Origin of the sequence: Rheinheimera riviphila (assembly GCF_004005945.1) — a bacterium.
Taxonomy (GTDB): domain Bacteria; phylum Pseudomonadota; class Gammaproteobacteria; order Enterobacterales; family Alteromonadaceae; genus Pararheinheimera; species Pararheinheimera riviphila.
The window spans coordinates 1-17,360 of record NZ_SACS01000040.1 but is presented as its reverse complement, the minus strand read 5'-3'; the positions used below and the strand labels follow the sequence as shown (position 1 = coordinate 17,360).

The following is a 17,360-nucleotide window of genomic DNA, read 5'->3' as shown; positions in this document are numbered from 1 at the left end:
AATGGCAGGGGTACAGGGATTCGAACCCCAGAATGGCGGGATCAAAACCCGCTGCCTTACCGCTTGGCTATACCCCTGCAGAAACTGCAGAATTCTTCACTTGCTTTGGTGCGGAAAGAGAGACTCGAACTCTCACGCCTCGCGGCGCTGGAACCTAAATCCAGTGCGTCTACCAATTTCGCCATTTCCGCAAACACTGGACGAACAAATTAAGTGGTGGCTACAGCGGGAATCGAACCTGCGACCCCAGCATTATGAGTGCTGTGCTCTAACCAGCTGAGCTATGTAGCCACTATGTCTTAGTTGTCCTAAGCAAGTGGCGCGTATTATGCTCAGATGCATTTTCATCGTCAACCGTTTTTTTGCCGCATTAAAGCGCTTTGCGTTTGATTGCTGAAATTCTATCCAGATTGTTGACATCTCGGTCAATTTTACCGCGAAACCAGGCAAATTCAGCGGATAAAAGATGGGGTTTCGCTGGCAATTCCGTTAGTATCCAACCCGACGCTGCACCCAAATCAGCGTTCCGACTGCAGCCAAGACTGCTAATTTATGCAATTGCATAAAAAATATTACAGGAGAATTGATGTCGACCTCAACGACCACCGCCAACACCACGGCACCGCCACGCTGGCCACGGCAACTGCCATACATTATTGCCAGTGAAGCTTGTGAGCGTTTCAGCTTTTATGGCATGCGCAATATTCTGACGCCATTTTTAATGACTGCCTTGTTGCTGGCCATCCCGGAAGAGCTCCGTGCCGGTGCTGCCAAAGATGTGTTCCACTCTTTTGTCATTGGGGTGTACTTTTTTCCTTTATTAGGCGGCTATCTGGCCGACCGGCTGTTTGGTAAGTACAACACGATTTTGTGGCTAAGCCTGATTTACTGTATCGGCCATGCCTTTCTCGCCATTTTTGAACACAGTGTGCAGGGGTTTTATACCGGCTTATTCTTAATTGCGTTGGGATCCGGTGGCATTAAACCTCTGGTGTCATCCTTTATGGGTGACCAATTTGACCAAAGTAACAAGACGTTAGCGCGCAAAGCCTTTGACTGGTTCTACTTTACCATTAACTTCGGTTCGTTTTTCGCGTCGTTATTTATGCCGTTGCTGCTGAAATATTATGGCGCCGCCGTGGCCTTTGGTATTCCAGGTATTCTGATGTTTATCGCCACCTTATTCTTTTGGTTAGGCCGCAAACGTTATGTCAACGTGCCGCCAGAGCCAAAAAATCCGCATGGTTTTTTACCGGTGATCCGTACCGCGTTAATGGCGAAACAAGCAGGGCAGGCCAACATCGGCCTGTATGTGGCGATTGTAGGTGGTGCTTTGGCAATATATGCCTTGTCGCAAATGAGCTCGCTCGGCATTGTGGCGGCGCTTTGTCTGGCGTTGGTGCTGGTAATGGGCTTTGGCGGCGCTGGCGCTGCTATTCAGCTGGAACGTGCCCGTGGTGTGCATCCTGATCATGCGGTGGATGGGGTACGTTCGGTACTTAGAATTTTGATTTTATTCGCGCTGGTGACGCCATTCTGGTCCTTGTTCGACCAAAAAGCCTCGACCTGGATTTTACAAGCCAACGATATGGTGAAACCTGAATGGTTTGAACCGGCGATGATGCAGGCGCTGAACCCGGCGCTGGTGATGATCCTTATTCCTTTTAATCACCTGGTGCTGTATCCATTTCTGGAAAAATGCGGCGTGCAATTAACCTCATTGCGCAAAATGGGGGCTGGTATCGCGGTCACAGGCTTAAGCTGGATTGTGATAGGGAGCATTCAGCTGATGATGGATTTGGGCACACCGATGAATATCATGTGGCAAATTCTGCCATACGCGCTGTTGACGATGGGTGAAGTGCTGGTATCGGCCACCGGACTGGAGTTTGCCTACAGCCAGGCACCGGCGGCGATGAAAGGCACCATTACCAGTTTCTGGAACCTCTCGGTCACTGTGGGTAACCTTTGGGTATTGCTTGCCAATAACAGCATCAAAACCCCGGCGGTGACGGCGCAGGTGACGCAAAGCGGGCTTAGTGAAACGGCGTTTCTGATGTTCTTCTTTGCCGCTTTTGCACTCTTGGCTGCGGCGATATTTGCGCTTTATGCCAGAAGTTATCCAATGCAGGACAATTACCGGCCAGTGGGGTAATAGAGTAGGCGAACTATAGATTGGTTTACCTCCATCCCAGAAACAACAAAGCCACCTTGCGGTGGCTTTGTTGTTTAAGACAAATTACTTAGACGTTAAACAAGAAATGCATCACGTCGCCGTCTTTACAGACGTAGGTCTTGCCTTCCACTTTCAGCTTACCGGCTTCTTTGGCGCCAGCTTCACCGTTACAGGCGATAAAGTCATCAAATGCGACAACCTGAGCGCGGATAAAACCACGTTCGAAGTCGGTGTGAATCACGCCAGCTGCTTGTGGTGCGGTAGCACCAACCGGAATAGTCCAGGCACGGACTTCTTTCACGCCAGCGGTGAAATAGGTGTGCAGGTTCAGCAGTGAATAACCACCACGAATAACGCGGTTTAAACCAGGCTCTTCCAAACCCATCGATTCTAAAAATTCAGCTTTCTCTTCGTCTTCAAGCTCAGCAATTTCAGACTCAATTGCGGCACAAATGGCAACCACAATAGCGCCTTCTTTGGCGGCGATGGCGCGAACTACATCTAAATGCGGGTTATTTTCAAAACCATCTTCCAGCACGTTGGCGATATACATCGTCGGTTTGATAGTTAAGAAGTTCATGTATGAAACCAGCGCTTTTTCATCATCGGATAAATCCAGCTGACGTAAGGTCAGGCCTTCTTCCAGATGTTTTTTGATTTTTTCCAGCACTTCAATTTCAGCTTTGGCGTCTTTATCACCGGCCTTGGCTTTTTTGCTGACGCGGAAAATGGCTTTATCAGCGCTATCCATATCTGACAATACCAGTTCCATATTGATGGTATCGATATCGTCGGCCGGATCAATTTTATTGGCAACGTGGATGATGTTTTCATCTTCAAAACAACGCACGACATGGCCGATGGCATCAGTTTCGCGGATATTGGCCAGGAATTTATTGCCCAGACCTTCACCTTTAGAAGCGCCTTTGACTAGACCGGCGATATCCACGAACTCCATGGTGGTCGGTAAAATGCGCTGTGGATTGACGATGGCGGCCAGTTGCTGCAACCGTGGATCCGGCACTGGCACTACGCCGGTGTTTGGTTCAATGGTACAAAACGGGAAGTTGGCCGCTTCAATGCCTGCTTTGGTCAACGCGTTGAATAAAGTAGATTTACCGACGTTTGGTAAACCAACGATGCCACATTTAAAACCCATGAGATGATCCTTTGAACTGTATACAGGCATGCCTGCGAAATCGAAATTGTACCGAAACCTGCAGTTTCAGTGCTTGCGGCTGTTACAGCAAATGCTAAACCGCGGCTTTAAAACTATGTAATCTGTGCTGGGCTTTCACCAGATCTTGCTGTTGCCAAAGCTCAAAACAGCGCAGACTTTCGTCCAGCGCGTCTTCAATCAGCTTTTGCTCTTGCTGCGGCGCTTTGCCGAGCACGTAACCTGTGACTTTGTCTTTGTGACCCGGATGGCCAATACCCAGTCGCAGGCGATAAAAATTCGGATTATTGCCAAAATTCGCCGCAATATCTTTTAAGCCATTATGGCCAGCGTGGCCACCACCGAGTTTCAGCTTGGCAATGCCAGGTTCCAGCGCCATTTCATCGTGCGCAACCAGAATAGCTTCAGGTGGAATTTTGTAAAACTGCGCTAGGGCGAGAACCGCTTTGCCGCTTAAGTTCATATAAGTCGTCGGCACCAATAACTTGATTTCACGGCCTTCGAACAGGAACTTGCCGGTCAGGCCATAAAATTTGGCTTCGGCTTTGAGAGAAGTATTAAAACGACGGGCCAGTTGTTCAACGAACCACTGGCCTGCGTTGTGACGTGTATTGCTGTATTCGGGGCCCGGATTTCCCAGGCCCACGACTAACTGAATTGCTTCAGTCATTATTACTCAGCAGCGTCGTCTGCTTTACCAGCTGGTTTGTTTACAGAAACAACCGCCTGGTCATGACCAGCGCCTTTAGCCAGTTCAGCGATAACTACGCCAGCTGGAACTTTCAGGTCTGATAAGTGCAGAGTTACACCAACAGCAACATCAGCTAAATCCACTTCAATGAATTCAGGTAAGTTTTGTGGCAGAACAGTGATTGCCAGCTCGTTGATATGGTGAGCAACAACACCACCTTTTTTCACTGCAGCAGCTTCGTTGATGAAGTGTACAGGAACAACAGTGTGCAGTTCATGACCAGCTTCAACACGTTGGAAGTCAACGTGAGTTACTTTTGGTTTGAACGGGTGACGTTGCATCGCTTTAACGATTGCTTTCACTTCTTCGCCACCGACGTTGATAGTCAGGATGTGCGTGTAGAAACCTTCGTTGGCTTGAGCCTGGATCAGTTTATTGTGTTCCAGTGTGATAGATACAGGGGCTGCAGAGCCACCGTAGATGATAGCTGGAACTTTGTCCGCGTGACGCAGGCGGCGGCTCGCACCTTTCCCCAGGTCGTTACGAACTTCAGCATTTAACGTGTAAATGGCGTTAGACATGTTTATCTCCAAAAATGAATTGCTCTGGTTTCCGCGACCAGAAAACCAGAAAGAAGCTTCTTCCGGCTGGCGGAAAAAAGCGCGACATAATAGCACCGGGGTCTTGAGGCTGCAAATGAAAAAGGCGCCGTGGGCGCCTTTGATCAGAATGGATGGTAAAAAGCCGGATTCTAGCAGGCGGAACCTGCTAATTCCTGGTTTGCACCAAGCTTAATCAAACATCGAAGAAATGGATTCTTCGTTGCTGATCCGGCGGATACATTCAGCCATCATTTCGCTTAAGGTCAGCTGTTTGACTTTGCTGACGGCTTTCATTTCCGCTGACAGCGGAATAGTGTCGGTGATGATCAGCTCATCAATCACTGAATTAGCGATGTTCTCGGCGGCGTTGCCAGAGAACACAGGGTGCGTAGCGTATGCGAACACACGACGGGCGCCTTGCTCTTTTAACGCCTCTGCTGCTTTACACAGCGTGCCGCCGGTGTCGATCATGTCGTCAACGATAATACAGTCGCGATCTTTCACGTCACCGATGATGTGCATTACTTGCGCGACGTTGGCTTTTGGCCGGCGTTTGTCGATGATGGCTAAATCGGCGTCGTTGAGCAGTTTAGCAATAGCGCGGGCACGCACCACACCACCGATATCCGGTGATACCACCACCGGCGCCTGGAATTCACGTTTACGCATGTCTTCCAGCAGTACCGGAGATGCAAACACGTTGTCTACCGGTACGTCGAAGAAACCCTGAATTTGTTCGGCGTGCAGATCAACAGTCAAAACGCGGTCAACACCCACGCTCGACAGGAAGTCGGCCACGACTTTAGCGGTAATCGGCACCCGGGCAGAGCGGACACGACGGTCCTGACGGGCGTAACCGAAATAAGGAATAACAGCCGTGATGCGGCCGGCCGAGGCGCGGCGCAGGGCGTCTACCATCACAATGAGTTCAATCAGATTGTCGTTAGTCGGGGCGCAGGTAGACTGGATAATAAAAACGTCCGATCCACGGACGTTTTCATTAATTTGCACACTGACTTCTCCATCGCTGAATCGGCCGACTTCGGCGTCGCCCAGCTTGATATACAAGCGGCTGGCAATTTTCTTGGCGAGTTCTGGTACGGCATTACCAGCGAATATCTTCATGTCGGGCACGGTAGGATCCTCAGGGCGGTTTTGAGTCCGGTTAAAATCTTTAGGCGGGTAAACCCACCTTCACGTTATTCGGCATGTTCCAACGCGGCCAACAAAGGTGACCGGTTGACCCCTCGCGCGACAAATCCACGGCAGTTGGCCGGTAAGTCGGCAAGGGCTCGACGAGCACTGATTTCATCCGGGAATTCAGCGAAAAGACTAGCGCCAGTACCCGTCATTCGAGACGGCGCGTATTCTACCAACCACTGTAAGGTTATTGCAACAAGCGGGTAGAGACGTACAACCAGTGATTGGCAGTCATTGCGCCAGTCCTTGTGCAAGTCTGAGTTTAGTACATCAGCTGCAGAAATGACCGGACTGTTGCGGATTAAATCGGGATGGGTAAAGACTTCCGCCGTACTGACATGGCAAGCAGGCGTGACAACCAGATAGGTTTTTTCCGGTATTGCCATTGGTTGTAGTTTTTCACCAACCCCTTCGGCAAAGGCGGTGTAGCCTTCGACAAACAGCGGCACATCTGCACCTAGTTTTAGACCGATAGCAGCCAGTTCGGCCACGGGTAAATTGATGCTCCAGAGTTTATTCAGCGCATGCAAAGTGGTTGCAGCATCGGAAGATCCTCCACCTAAACCGCCGCCCATTGGCAGGTTTTTTTGCAGGAAAATATCTACTCCGGCTGATGCTGCGGCTAAAGGTTTTAACGCCAAAGCGGCGCGGTAAATCAGATTGTCATTGCCTTCAAGGTTTGGATCGTTGCAGCTTAACTGAATAACGCCGGTTTGATTGGCGCTGAACTGGATTTCATCACCCACATCCAGAATCTGAAATAAGGTTTGCAGCAAATGATAACCATCGGCGCGCCGACCGGTAATATGCAAAAACAGATTGAGCTTGGCAGGTGCTGGTAACGTCAGGGTTTTGCTGTGCTGTTGATTGTTTGAAATTGACGGCAGCGAACTCATAACATTTTCCATTGCCGGATGGCTAATTTTAACCTGGTGTCACTGGATTCGAGGATAATGAGTTGCGGCAGGGATAATCTGTCCGGGAAAAACTTCGGATAACTGACCTGCCAGCGGCGGTTCTGACTATCGAGTAAACTGAAACTGGTCAGGCGGCCCATTGGGTCAAAACGTAGATCGCTGCTGCTGGCGCCGGTCATGCCTTTAAGCCATAACGGCATTTCTTCAATCGGCAGCGACCAGCCGGACAAATAATCTAACAATGCGGCGGCACTTGCGGCTTGATGACTTTCACCGCTGACCTGCACCAGTGCGCCTTCGGCGGTGGTTTGCAGTTTGAAAATATTGATGCCAATAAAGTTATTTAAATCAGCAGTATAAAATTCATCTTGTTGCACCCAGTTTAAGCTGCCACTGACACTGTCGCCGGGCGCTTTTACGCCAAGTGAAGCCGTGAGTTCAAATTGAGTTAAGGTGGCGAGCTGCTGTTGTCGTTCTTTAGCTGGTAATGGAATTTCGGCAACTTGTGCTTGTTGCCAACTGGCGCAGCCGCTGAGGAACAGGGCTACCAACACCGGTAACCACCGCTTAGTCGATTGAGTCACATCAGATCCTTTTTTGACAGACTGCCATTTCGGCAGTCCAGATAAGCATTTTGAAAGCATACGCTTGCTGAACATCTTGCTGATAAATGGCATGAAATCTCAGGCTCTATATCAAACGCCCAGCGCCATCTATTAAGTTAATTCTTTTCTTGCCAAGCTTATTTTCGTACAATTCGCGCCTTATTCCGAAGGTCGCCCGCTTTATAGCCGGCATTTGCAGGTGAATCACTATCTTTGCGCTTGGTATCAATCACAAAACTGCACCTGTCGCCTTACGCGAACAAGTGGCTTTTGCGCCGGAGCAAGTGGCCGGTGCGCTGCTGGATTTAGCAGCTGCAACCCAAGTGACGGACGCGGTGATCGTGTCAACCTGCAACAGAACCGAGCTGTATTTTAGCGGGACTGAAGCGCAATCGAAACAAGTAATTGCCTGGCTTGCCAAATTTCATCAGTTGGAGCTGACGGATGTGGCAGGCCATTTGTATTTGCATCAGGACCAGGCTGCCGCGACGCATTTAATGCGGGTAGCCGCCGGTTTAGATTCATTGGTACTGGGCGAGCCGCAGATTTTTGGTCAGGTAAAACAAGCCTATAGCCAGTCCCGTCAGGTTGGCGCTATTCAGCCGGTATTTGAACGGTTGTTTCAAAAAACCTTTGCCGTGGCGAAACAAGTGCGTACCGATACTGACATCGGTGCCAATGCCGTGTCAGTGGCTTTTGCGGCAGTGGCGTTGGCGAAACAGATTTTCGGTAAACTCGATACTGTTAAAGTACTGCTGATTGGCGCCGGTGAAACCATCGAGCTCGTCGCGAAACATTTATTAGAGCAAGGTGCCAGCCAGTTGACTGTTGCTAACCGTTCTTATGATAGAGCAGTAGCTTTAGCGGCACAGTTTTCCGGTCAAGTGGTCAGCCTGGCGCAGGTGCCACAAGCTTTAGTTGACGCCGACGTGGTGATTAGTTCCACCGCCAGTACGCTGCCAATTGTAGGTAAAGGCATGGTCGAACAAGCGCTGAAAAAACGCCGCCACAAGCCAATGTTTTTAGTCGATTTAGCAGTGCCGCGCGATATCGAAGCCCAGGTCAGCGAATTAGAAGACGCCTATTTATACACTGTCGACGACTTACAAAATATCGTGTCGCAAAATATGCAGTCGCGTCAGCATGCGGCAACCCAAGCTGAGCAGATGATTGCGGCTGGAGTTGCTGAATTTAGTCAGTGGCTGCAATTGCAGGACAATATCGACTGGGTGCGCGATTATCGAGAACGTTGTGAAAGTGTCAAAACCGAATTAGTGCAGCGGGCGCTGAATCAGCTGGCCAGCGGGCAGGACGCCGAGCGGGTATTACAGGAATTAGCGACTAAACTCAGTAACAGGCTGATGCACGCACCCACCAAAACCATCCGGCATTTATTGCAGGATGAACAGGTTGAAGCCAAAACTTTGATCAATTTTTTAGTAGATATTTAATCAGGTACAGCTTACCCCATGAAAGAAACGGTTTATCGTAAACTCGAAGGTCTGGTCGAACGTTATGAAGAAGTACAGGCGTTATTAAGCGACGCCGGTGTGATTTCTGATCAGAGTCGCTTTCGGGAACTCTCCAAAGAATATAGTCAGTTAGAGCCAATTGCTCAGGCGTTTTTTGATTATCGCCAGGCGCAGGATGATTTTGCCAGCGCTGAAGACATGATGAAAGATTCCGATCCTGAAATGCGCGAAATGGCGCAGGACGAATATAAATCCAGCAAAGAGCGGATTGAAACCCTGGATCAGGATTTACAGATTTTATTGCTGCCTAAAGATCCAAACGATCATAACAACTGTTTCCTGGAAATCCGGGCTGGTGCCGGTGGTGATGAAGCGGCGATTTTTGCCGGTGACGTGTTCCGGATGTACAGCCGTTTCTGTGAGAAAAAACGCTGGAAAGTGGAAATTGTCAGCAGCAACGATGGTGAACACGGCGGTTATAAAGAAGTCATCGCCAGTGTGCAGGGCGAGGGCGCTTACGGGACTTTCAAATTTGAATCCGGTGGCCACCGCGTGCAACGTATTCCGGCCACTGAATCGCAGGGCCGGGTGCATACCTCAGCCTGTACTGTGGCCATTATGCCGGAAGTACCGGAAAGTGAAGCCATTGAAATTAACCCGGCGGATTTAAAAGTTGATACCTTCCGCGCTTCAGGCGCTGGTGGTCAGCACGTTAACCGGACTGATTCGGCCATTCGGATCACCCACTTACCGACTGGTATTGTGGTGGAATGTCAGGACGAACGGTCGCAGCATAAAAACCGCGCCCGCGCCATGAGTGTGCTGCAATCGCGTATTCAGGCGGCTGAAGATGAAAAACGCCGCTTGGTAGAAGAATCGACCCGTCGTTCATTGGTAGGATCTGGCGATCGCTCTGAGCGCATCCGTACTTACAATTTCCCCCAAGGCCGGTTAACCGATCACCGGATCAACCTGACCATTTATCGTCTGCTTGAAGTGATGGAAGGCGAACTGGATTTAGTGCTGGGGCCGCTCAACAACGAACATCAGGCCGATTTGCTCGCGGCGCTGGCGGAAGAAAACCGCTAATGAGTCCGCATCAACCAATGACAACAGCATTGTGGCTGCAACAGACCGCTGCAGCTTTGTTGCCATTGGCCGGGCTGGATGTCGCGATCAGCGATGTCCGGCTCGAAGCCCGGCGTTTGCTGGGCGATGTACTTGAAATCACGCCAACCGCTTTGCAATTACGTCTGCATGATCTGTTGTCCGATGCTGAACTGGCGTTGTTGGCCGACGCATTGCAACGACGGTTGCAGGGGGAGCCACTGGCTTATATCACGGGACGCTGGTGGTTCTGGGATCTGGAGTTAGAAGTTGCGCCATGCACTTTAATTCCACGACCAGATACCGAACTTTTAGTCGAACAGGCGCTTGCTTTGTCGCTTCCCACCAAAGCTAAAGTGCTGGATCTGGGCACCGGCACCGGCGCTATTGCCTTGGCGCTGGCTAAAGCAAAACCGGATTGGCAGCTTTATGCCGTTGATTTTAACGCGGACGCTGTAGCGCTGGCGCAGCGTAACCAGCAACGACTACAACTTCATAATTGTCAGATTTTTCAAAGCGACTGGTTTAGTGCTGTCGCCGGGCAGGGTGTTGATTTGCGATTTGATTTGATTGTCAGTAACCCGCCCTATATCGATGCCGAAGATCCGCATCTGCAACAAGGTGACGTCAAATTTGAGCCTTTATCCGCGCTGGTTGCCCCCATGGCTGGCCTCGCAGATTTACAACACATCTGCCAACAGGCGCCAGAATTTTTAACCAATGGCGGCTGGTTGTGGCTCGAGCACGGCTATCAACAAGCAGAAGCCGTGCAACAGTTGTTGCAAACTGCTGGTTTTAGCGAAGTTTCGTCACGTCGGGATTATGCCGGACAATGGCGGATCAGCGGCGGTTGTTTCCGAACTCAGAATTAAAAATCTTTTCCATAAAACAGCCGCCATGTGAAATAAAATCAGCTGCGCTGCAGCGCAATTCTTTGACCGAATCCTTTTTAACGCATATAACTAATCACACTACTTCAATTGGTTAGCATGAGGGATTGGTTGTGGCCAACGATTTTTTGTTTGCAGAAGAGCCGGATGAATTGCCACCGACGCATCACGGTAGTTGGAAAGTTTTAATTGTTGATGATGAGCCTGAAGTGCATGCGGTGACCAAACTGGCACTCAGTGATTTCTCTTTTCAGGGCAAAAACCTCGAATTTATCAGCGCTTATTCCGGTGCTGAAGCCAAAAAAATGATTGAAGCCCATCCGGATGCGGCCATTATGCTGCTGGATGTGGTGATGGAAACCGATGACGCGGGCTTGTTAGTTGCGCGTTATATCCGCGAAGAATTACACAACCATTATGTCCGGATCATTCTGCGCACCGGTCAGCCTGGCCAGGCGCCAGAGCGGCAAGTGATTGTGAATTACGACATCAACGACTACAAATCCAAAACTGAACTCACCGCACAAAAATTATTTACCGTGGTGATGTCGAGCCTGCGCTCTTATCGCGACATTTTATCGATTGATGCCAGCCGTCAAGGGCTGGAGAAAATCATTACCGCTTCGGCCGATTTATTTTCAGCGCACTCGATGGAGCAGTTTATCGATGGCGTGTTGCAGCAGCTGACTTCGATTTTAGGCTGCAACGACAATGCGTTGTTGGTGACCTCAAGTTTAGTTGCCGGCAACGTACATGAAAATCAGGATCCAGATCAGTTGGTGGTGTTCGCAGGTCTGGGGGAATTTGAGCACAAAGAAGGGCAGGCGGTGTCATCGGTGCTGGATCCAATTCTGATGGATGCTTTTCATCAGGCGCTGCATAGTCGCAGTATTGTCTACCGTGACAATTACTTAGTGGCCTATTGCACCAGTAAGTTTACCCACGGTTCTTTGCTTTATGTGTCGGGTTTACCCAATCTGGTGAACGACAACCAAAAACGTTTGATTGAGCTCTTTTCTCAAAATGTGCAGATTGCCTACGAAAACGTGCAGTTGCAGCATGAAATTGAAGACACCCAGCGCGAAATTGTCTACCGGCTCAGTGAAGCGGTGGAGCAGCGGTCGATTGAAACCGGCAACCATGTCAAACGAGTCGCCTTTATTTGTTACGATTTGGCCAAGGCTTATGGATTGCCTGATACTGAAGCCGAAAAACTGATGTTTGCTTCTCCGCTACATGATGTTGGTAAAGTGGGTATTCCAGATGGCATTTTAAATAAACCAATGAAATTACAGGAACATGAGTGGGAAGTGATGAAAACCCATTCCAGCATTGGTTATGAAATTTTGAAAAATTCCAAACGTGCCATCATTCAGGCGGGTGCCATTATTGCCCGCGATCATCATGAAAAATGGGATGGCAGCGGCTATCCGGCGGGCAAGTCCGCGGAAGATATACACATCTACGGCCGGATTGCGGCGATGGCGGATGTGTATGATGCGCTGCGCCATCGCCGTTGTTATAAATCGCCCTGGACGCCGGAAGCCGCGCTGGCGCACATTATCAGTGAGTCTGGTAAACAATTTGAACCGGCATTGGTCGAAATACTGAAAAGCAGGGTCGACAAGATAGAGGCAATCCTGCAAAAATACCCGGACGAAGATTAGTTGTACCCGTATTGCTATGGCCACCTGCGGGTGGCTGTTTTATTTAAGGCTGTTGCTCTAAGTTGCAGCCTGATGTTGGATCTGTCCTCAATGTTCATTCGAAGAAGAGAATTCATTTTATGTATATGGCTTTAAAACATACCCACTTAATGTTGGTGGCACTTAGTCTGTCGCTGTTGATCTTAAGGTTTATCTTGTCGTTGCGTGGCTCAGATTTACTCCAACGCAAGTTTCTGAAAATTGCCCCGCATGTGGTGGACACGCTGTTGTTGTTATCGGCAATCGGTTTGATGCTGACGATTCAGCAATATCCATTTGTGAACCCGTGGCTGACCGAGAAATTGTTTGGCGTGTTGGCTTATATTGCGCTGGGTGTAATGGCGTTTAAAGGCCGTACCACGACTTTGCGGGTGTTTGCTTTTGCCGGTGCGCTGGGTTGGCTGGTGTTGGTGGTGAAAGTTGCGATCACCAAAACGCCGGTATTATTTGGTTAAGTTTATACCCAAAATCATTGAAGATGCGGGTAGGCGGCAACTGAGCGAGACCCCAGGAGCATAGCTGTTCTATGTGACTGGGGCGAATGAAGGCGGCCAACAACCCCGCATCTTCAAGGATGACGGGTATATTTTTTTATCTTTGCATGCAGGAGGCCTGATGGCCATTCAAACAATTAAGGTTGGTGCGCTGGAAGTCGCCAACGACAAACCTTTTGTGCTTTTTGGCGGCATGAATGTGCTGGAATCACGGGATATGGCGATGCGCGTCGCTGAGCACTATGTCACCGTCTGTCAAAAACTCGGTATTCCTTATGTCTTTAAAGCGTCTTTTGATAAAGCCAACCGCTCATCAGTGCATTCTTATCGTGGCCCTGGGATGGAAGCGGGTCTGCAGATTTTCGAAGAAATCAAAAACACTTTTCATATTCCGCTGATCACCGATGTGCATGAGCCGTATCAAGCGGCGCCGGTGGCCGAAGTGGTGGATGTCATTCAATTGCCGGCATTTTTGGCGCGGCAAACTGATTTAGTCATTGCGATGGCCAACACCGGCGCCGTGATTAACGTCAAAAAACCACAGTTTTTAGCGCCACACGAAATGCGCCATATCATCACCAAGTTCCGCGAAGCCGGTAACGAGCAGGTGATTTTGTGTGAACGGGGTTCCAGCTTTGGTTACAACAACTTAGTGGTTGATATGCTGGGCATGGATGAAATGAAGCAATATGCGCCAGTGATTTTTGACGCGACCCATGCGTTGCAAAAACCGGGTGGCCGCACTGATTCAGCCGATGGTCGTCGTGCTCAGGCAGCGCAATTAGCGCGTTCTGGCATGGCGTTGGGGCTGGCGGGTTTGTTTATTGAAGCCCATCCAAATCCAAATGAAGCCAAGTGCGATGGCCCTTGTGCATTATCTTTGGATAAACTGGAGCCATATCTGGTGCAAATGAAGGCGCTGGATGATTTAGTGAAAAGTTTCCCGGCGCTGGATACGTCAGCTAGCTAAGTTGCTGCTGGTGATTGCACTGCGCCAAACCGGCTTGTTGGGATGGCGCAGTGCAATGTGGTTCAGGCCTACAAAACACGTCCAAACCCTGCAAAACCGTGCAGAAGTTGCATGCACCGGTTTAATACCGCTGCTGGACGTAACTCACTACATCCTGATATTTCTGATTTAAATCATCGATATAATTTTGGATCAACAGCCAGTCACCTTCTTCACTGGCGCGTTCGAGCTTAAACGCCACTTCTGAAAGTTGCAGCGCACCAACACTTTTTGCCACCGACTTAAATTGATGGGCAATTGAATGCACCGCCTGACTTTGCTGGTGCTGGGCTTGTTGTTCAATATTATTCAGCAGTTCCGCCGCATGATTGACAAAATAATTCAGATATTCCTCATGCTTAGCCGGATCATTGCCAAGGAAATTGGCGATGGTGGTGAAACAAATCGGTGACGTGGTTTTGGCATCGCTGGCAACCGTTTTGGTGCTTGCGACTGCAGCAACTTTTGCCAGTGTGTCCGCAGCAACCGGCAGCGGCAACCAGCGTTGTAGCATCGCCTGCAAGGCATCAAGTTCAATCGGTTTGGTAATGTAGCCATCCATGCCGACACTGAGGCACTTTTGCTCTTCGCCTTTTAAAGCGTTGGCGGTGACCGCCACAATCCGGGTGAACTGGCTGTCGTCGTCATCATATTGCAGTGCTTCTTTGCGCACCGCTGCCGCCAAATCATAACCGCTCATATTTGGCATATGTAAATCAGTCAGCAGCAGCGGATAACGATACTGTCGCCATTTATCAAGTGCCAACGCGCCATCGTCGGCCACTTCCACCGCGTAACCAAGGGCATGCAGTTGGTCAACAATCACTTTTTGATTCATCAAGTTATCTTCAGCCAGCAGAATAAGTTTGCCTTGTTGCTTGGCTTCTTCAACGCTCATCGCCGTGGCAATACCCAAGCCGGTTTTGGCGCTGGGTGCCGGTCTGGTTTTACGTTTGGCGCAGACTAAAATCGCATCATATAAATGACTGCGGCAAATCGGCGCGCTATGCAGGAAATGGATACGCTGGTCGCTATTGTCGGATAATTCCGGCAAATTGGTGAGCACCACAAAACTGCACGGCTGCTGCGCTGGTTCAGCAAAGAGTTGATCCAATACGGTCTGCTCTAATTGCTGATAAGTCGCGTCCAGTAGCCAAATAACCGGATCCGCGCCTGGTAACCTGGTCACCGGCTGCGTAATTTTTTGCTGCAGTTGTTCCGGGTTGGCAATCGCTTCCACCTGCGCACCGGCATATTTTAAATAACTGACCATTGCTTCCAGATTATAGGGATCGCTGGAATACACTTTTATCGTTAAATCTGCCAGCAATCGGGACGAAATCTGCTGCATTTCTTCCGAGCGGCGCATCGGTAACCGCACTTTAAATTCAGTGCCTTTGCCCACTTCACTTTGTAATTCGATATCGCCATACATCAAGGCGGTTAAACGCTGACAAATTGACAGGCCGAGGCCAGTACCCCCATATTTGCGGGTGATCGAACCTTCAGCCTGGCTAAAAGGTTGAAATACAAAATGCATCTGGCGCTGGGTCATGCCTTTGCCGTTATCAATCACGCTCAGTTGTACCTGTGAAAACTCCATGTTTTCATCGATGAGATCGGCGCGGATCTGTACCAGCCCAACTTTGCCGGCGGTGGTTTGGGTGAACTTAATCGCATTGCCAGCCAGGTTGTACAGAATTTGCCGTAAGCGTACCGGATCGCCAATTAAGCCATCGGGGATCCTTGGATCAATATAGATTTTTAAGTCAATTTGCCGCTGATAGGCCATCGAAATCAGAATCCGGCCAACCGCTTCAACAATGTCTACTAACGACAGCGGAATGGCTTCCAGCTCTAATTTTCCGGCTTCAATTTTCGAGAAATCCAGAATATCGTCCAGAATACGCAACAGCGAAAATGACGATTCACGGATGGTGTCGGTCATCCGGAATTGCGCGGTGGCGAGCGGGGTTTTACGCAGTAAATCAATGGTGCCGATAATGCCGTTCATCGGCGTGCGGATTTCATGGCTCATGGTGGCCAGAAAGGTCGATTTGGCTTCATTCGCTTTTTCAGCGGTTATTTTCGCCGACTCAAAAGCGTCAGTCCGTTCTTTGATCCTGGTTTCAACTTCTTGTTTTAATTGCTGAATATTGGATTCCGATGCCTTCAGCTCTTTTTGCGAACTGGCGATGGTTTTAAATAACCGATTAATTTGATGCGCCAGCTCGGCAAAACCATCACGACCACTAACACTACCGGTGTATTGACCCAGCGAAATGGTTGATTGGATATCCTGATTCAGTTGATCAATCTGCTGATAGAAAAAACGGTTTAGCTGATGGGCGAGCGCCCATGCCAGCAGCAATGCCAGCACGGCAATTAGCAAACTTTGCCACAGCAGTGGTCGCAGGTTCAAAGATTCAAGCTGACGAACCAGCATCAGGCTGCCAACGTTGCTGCCGTCGACCTGCAGTGGTTGCACTTCCACCAGAAAACCAGTTTGTTGCTTTGGTTGCGTCAGGGCAATCGCCGGATCAAAGCCTGGTAAGCCTTGGGTGTGCGCAACCAGTAACGGATTATCTTGCTGCAATCGGTATAAATAAGCTGCGCTATTGGCTTGCTGGCTGTTCAGTAAGTCCAGCAACGGACTGGCGTCTTCCCAGCGATCCAGTGACAACATCGGCGTGATGGCGCCGGACAGTACTGATAGCTGTTGTTTTAATTGCTGTTGTTGTAATTGGCTGGTATCAGGTTTCTGTTCAAGGTAACTGACGGTCAGACTTAAACCGGCTTGAAGCAGCACAATCAACAACGCTAATAACGCCAGCCGCCGAAACAGTGGGGGAGCAAAAGACGATTTTTCCATGCCAGAACCGACCCAAAAAGATTACAAAATAGCCATAAATTTAATTCTAACGGTTTTAGGGCGGGGCTCCAGTCTTTTATCAGTTTTTAATCAATTAGTTATATACCCGTCATCCTTGCAGATCCGGGGTTGTTGCCTTCGCTCGCTGGGGCGCCAGTCCGACCCAGTCACATAGGACAACTATGCTCCTGGGGTCTCGCTCCTCGTCGCCTACCCGAAGCTTCAATGATTTTGGGTATAAACAACGCTCAAATTGCTTTCAGATAGCTGAAAAAGCAGCAGGTTGCTCAAGTTCTAGGCTGTCAGTGCAGATCTGGCAAAAAAAAGTTGACTTGCCTGGGCAAAATCCGTTTAATACCCCCCGTTGCCCAGATAGCTCAGTCGGTAGAGCAGCGGATTGAAAATCCGCGTGTCGGTGGTTCGATTCCGCCTCTGGGCACCA

The 17,360-nt window shown here is 49.6% G+C and carries 14 protein-coding genes and 4 tRNA genes; 8 read left to right on the top strand and 10 right to left on the bottom strand.

The annotated features are described in order from the left end of the window. Positions 1-2: 2 nt before the first annotated feature. The 3 genes from EOE67_RS20130 to EOE67_RS20120 all read right to left on the bottom strand — a co-directional run bounded on the left by EOE67_RS20130 (position 3) and on the right by EOE67_RS20120 (position 291). Positions 3-77, bottom strand: a tRNA-Gln gene (locus tag EOE67_RS20130). 29 nt (positions 78-106) lie between these two features. Next, positions 107-191, bottom strand: a tRNA-Leu gene (locus tag EOE67_RS20125). 23 nt (positions 192-214) lie between these two features. Next, positions 215-291 (bottom strand) — tRNA-Met (locus EOE67_RS20120). A 295-nt stretch (positions 292-586) separates the two neighbouring features. Here EOE67_RS20120 and EOE67_RS20115 point away from each other — a divergent pair. Continuing rightward, positions 587-2,155, top strand: coding sequence for a POT-type proton-dependent oligopeptide transporter (locus EOE67_RS20115; RefSeq protein ID WP_127701370.1), 1,569 nt, complete (start codon positions 587-589; stop codon positions 2,153-2,155). Between the two features lie 88 nt (positions 2,156-2,243). Here EOE67_RS20115 and ychF read toward each other — a convergent pair whose 3' ends face one another. The 6 genes from ychF to lolB form a co-directional block, all read right to left on the bottom strand. Beyond that, complete coding sequence (ychF, locus tag EOE67_RS20110; RefSeq protein ID WP_127701368.1) at positions 2,244-3,335, bottom strand: redox-regulated ATPase YchF; 1,092 nt, start codon at positions 3,333-3,335, stop codon at positions 2,244-2,246. 94 nt (positions 3,336-3,429) lie between these two features. Continuing rightward, positions 3,430-4,023 (bottom strand): aminoacyl-tRNA hydrolase, encoded by a 594-nt coding sequence (gene pth / locus EOE67_RS20105; protein ID WP_068060523.1) that lies wholly within the window; start codon positions 4,021-4,023, stop codon positions 3,430-3,432. 2 nt (positions 4,024-4,025) lie between these two features. Further along, positions 4,026-4,625 (bottom strand): 50S ribosomal protein L25/general stress protein Ctc, encoded by a 600-nt coding sequence (locus EOE67_RS20100; RefSeq protein WP_127701366.1) that lies wholly within the window; start codon positions 4,623-4,625, stop codon positions 4,026-4,028. A 210-nt stretch (positions 4,626-4,835) separates the two neighbouring features. Continuing rightward, a complete protein-coding gene (locus tag EOE67_RS20095) occupies positions 4,836-5,771 on the bottom strand; it encodes a ribose-phosphate pyrophosphokinase (protein ID WP_240652893.1) in 936 nt (311 codons plus the stop codon). Positions 5,772-5,845: 74 nt separating this feature from the next. Continuing rightward, positions 5,846-6,742, bottom strand: a complete 897-nt coding sequence (ispE, locus tag EOE67_RS20090; RefSeq protein WP_127701363.1) for a 4-(cytidine 5'-diphospho)-2-C-methyl-D-erythritol kinase — start codon at positions 6,740-6,742, stop codon at positions 5,846-5,848. Continuing rightward, positions 6,739-7,347, bottom strand: a complete 609-nt coding sequence (lolB, locus tag EOE67_RS20085) for a lipoprotein insertase outer membrane protein LolB (protein ID WP_164852451.1) — start codon at positions 7,345-7,347, stop codon at positions 6,739-6,741. Before lolB ends, ispE begins: the two co-directional genes overlap by 4 nt. 224 nt (positions 7,348-7,571) lie before the next feature. Here lolB and hemA point away from each other — a divergent pair, with 224 nt between their 5' ends. From hemA to kdsA, 6 genes are all read left to right on the top strand, one after another. Beyond that, on the top strand, positions 7,572-8,819 hold the full coding sequence (hemA, locus tag EOE67_RS20080) for a glutamyl-tRNA reductase (protein WP_127701359.1): 1,248 nt from the start codon (positions 7,572-7,574) through the stop codon (positions 8,817-8,819). 18 nt (positions 8,820-8,837) lie between these two features. Beyond that, the gene (gene prfA / locus EOE67_RS20075) at positions 8,838-9,929 is read left to right on the top strand and encodes a peptide chain release factor 1 (protein ID WP_068060503.1); all 1,092 of its coding nucleotides are present in this window, start codon (positions 8,838-8,840) and stop codon (positions 9,927-9,929) included. Beyond that, a complete protein-coding gene (gene prmC, locus EOE67_RS20070) occupies positions 9,929-10,819 on the top strand; it encodes a peptide chain release factor N(5)-glutamine methyltransferase (RefSeq protein WP_276317458.1) in 891 nt (296 codons plus the stop codon). Before prfA ends, prmC begins: the two co-directional genes overlap by 1 nt. A gap of 131 nt (positions 10,820-10,950) precedes the next feature. Continuing rightward, positions 10,951-12,504 carry a DUF3369 domain-containing protein gene (locus EOE67_RS20065; RefSeq protein WP_127701356.1) on the top strand — a complete coding sequence of 518 codons (1,554 nt, stop codon included), beginning with the start codon at positions 10,951-10,953 and terminating at the stop codon, positions 12,502-12,504. A gap of 119 nt (positions 12,505-12,623) precedes the next feature. Then, on the top strand, positions 12,624-12,998 hold the full coding sequence (locus tag EOE67_RS20060; protein WP_127701353.1) for a SirB2 family protein: 375 nt from the start codon (positions 12,624-12,626) through the stop codon (positions 12,996-12,998). Between the two features lie 160 nt (positions 12,999-13,158). Further along, the gene (gene kdsA / locus EOE67_RS20055; protein WP_127701350.1) at positions 13,159-14,007 is read left to right on the top strand and encodes a 3-deoxy-8-phosphooctulonate synthase; all 849 of its coding nucleotides are present in this window, start codon (positions 13,159-13,161) and stop codon (positions 14,005-14,007) included. 121 nt (positions 14,008-14,128) lie between these two features. On the opposite strand, the gene EOE67_RS20050 is transcribed toward kdsA, so the two are convergent. After that, positions 14,129-16,918, bottom strand: coding sequence for a hybrid sensor histidine kinase/response regulator (locus tag EOE67_RS20050; RefSeq protein ID WP_127701348.1), 2,790 nt, complete (start codon positions 16,916-16,918; stop codon positions 14,129-14,131). A 366-nt stretch (positions 16,919-17,284) separates the two neighbouring features. Here EOE67_RS20050 and EOE67_RS20045 point away from each other — a divergent pair. Next, a tRNA-Phe gene (locus tag EOE67_RS20045) sits at positions 17,285-17,360 on the top strand.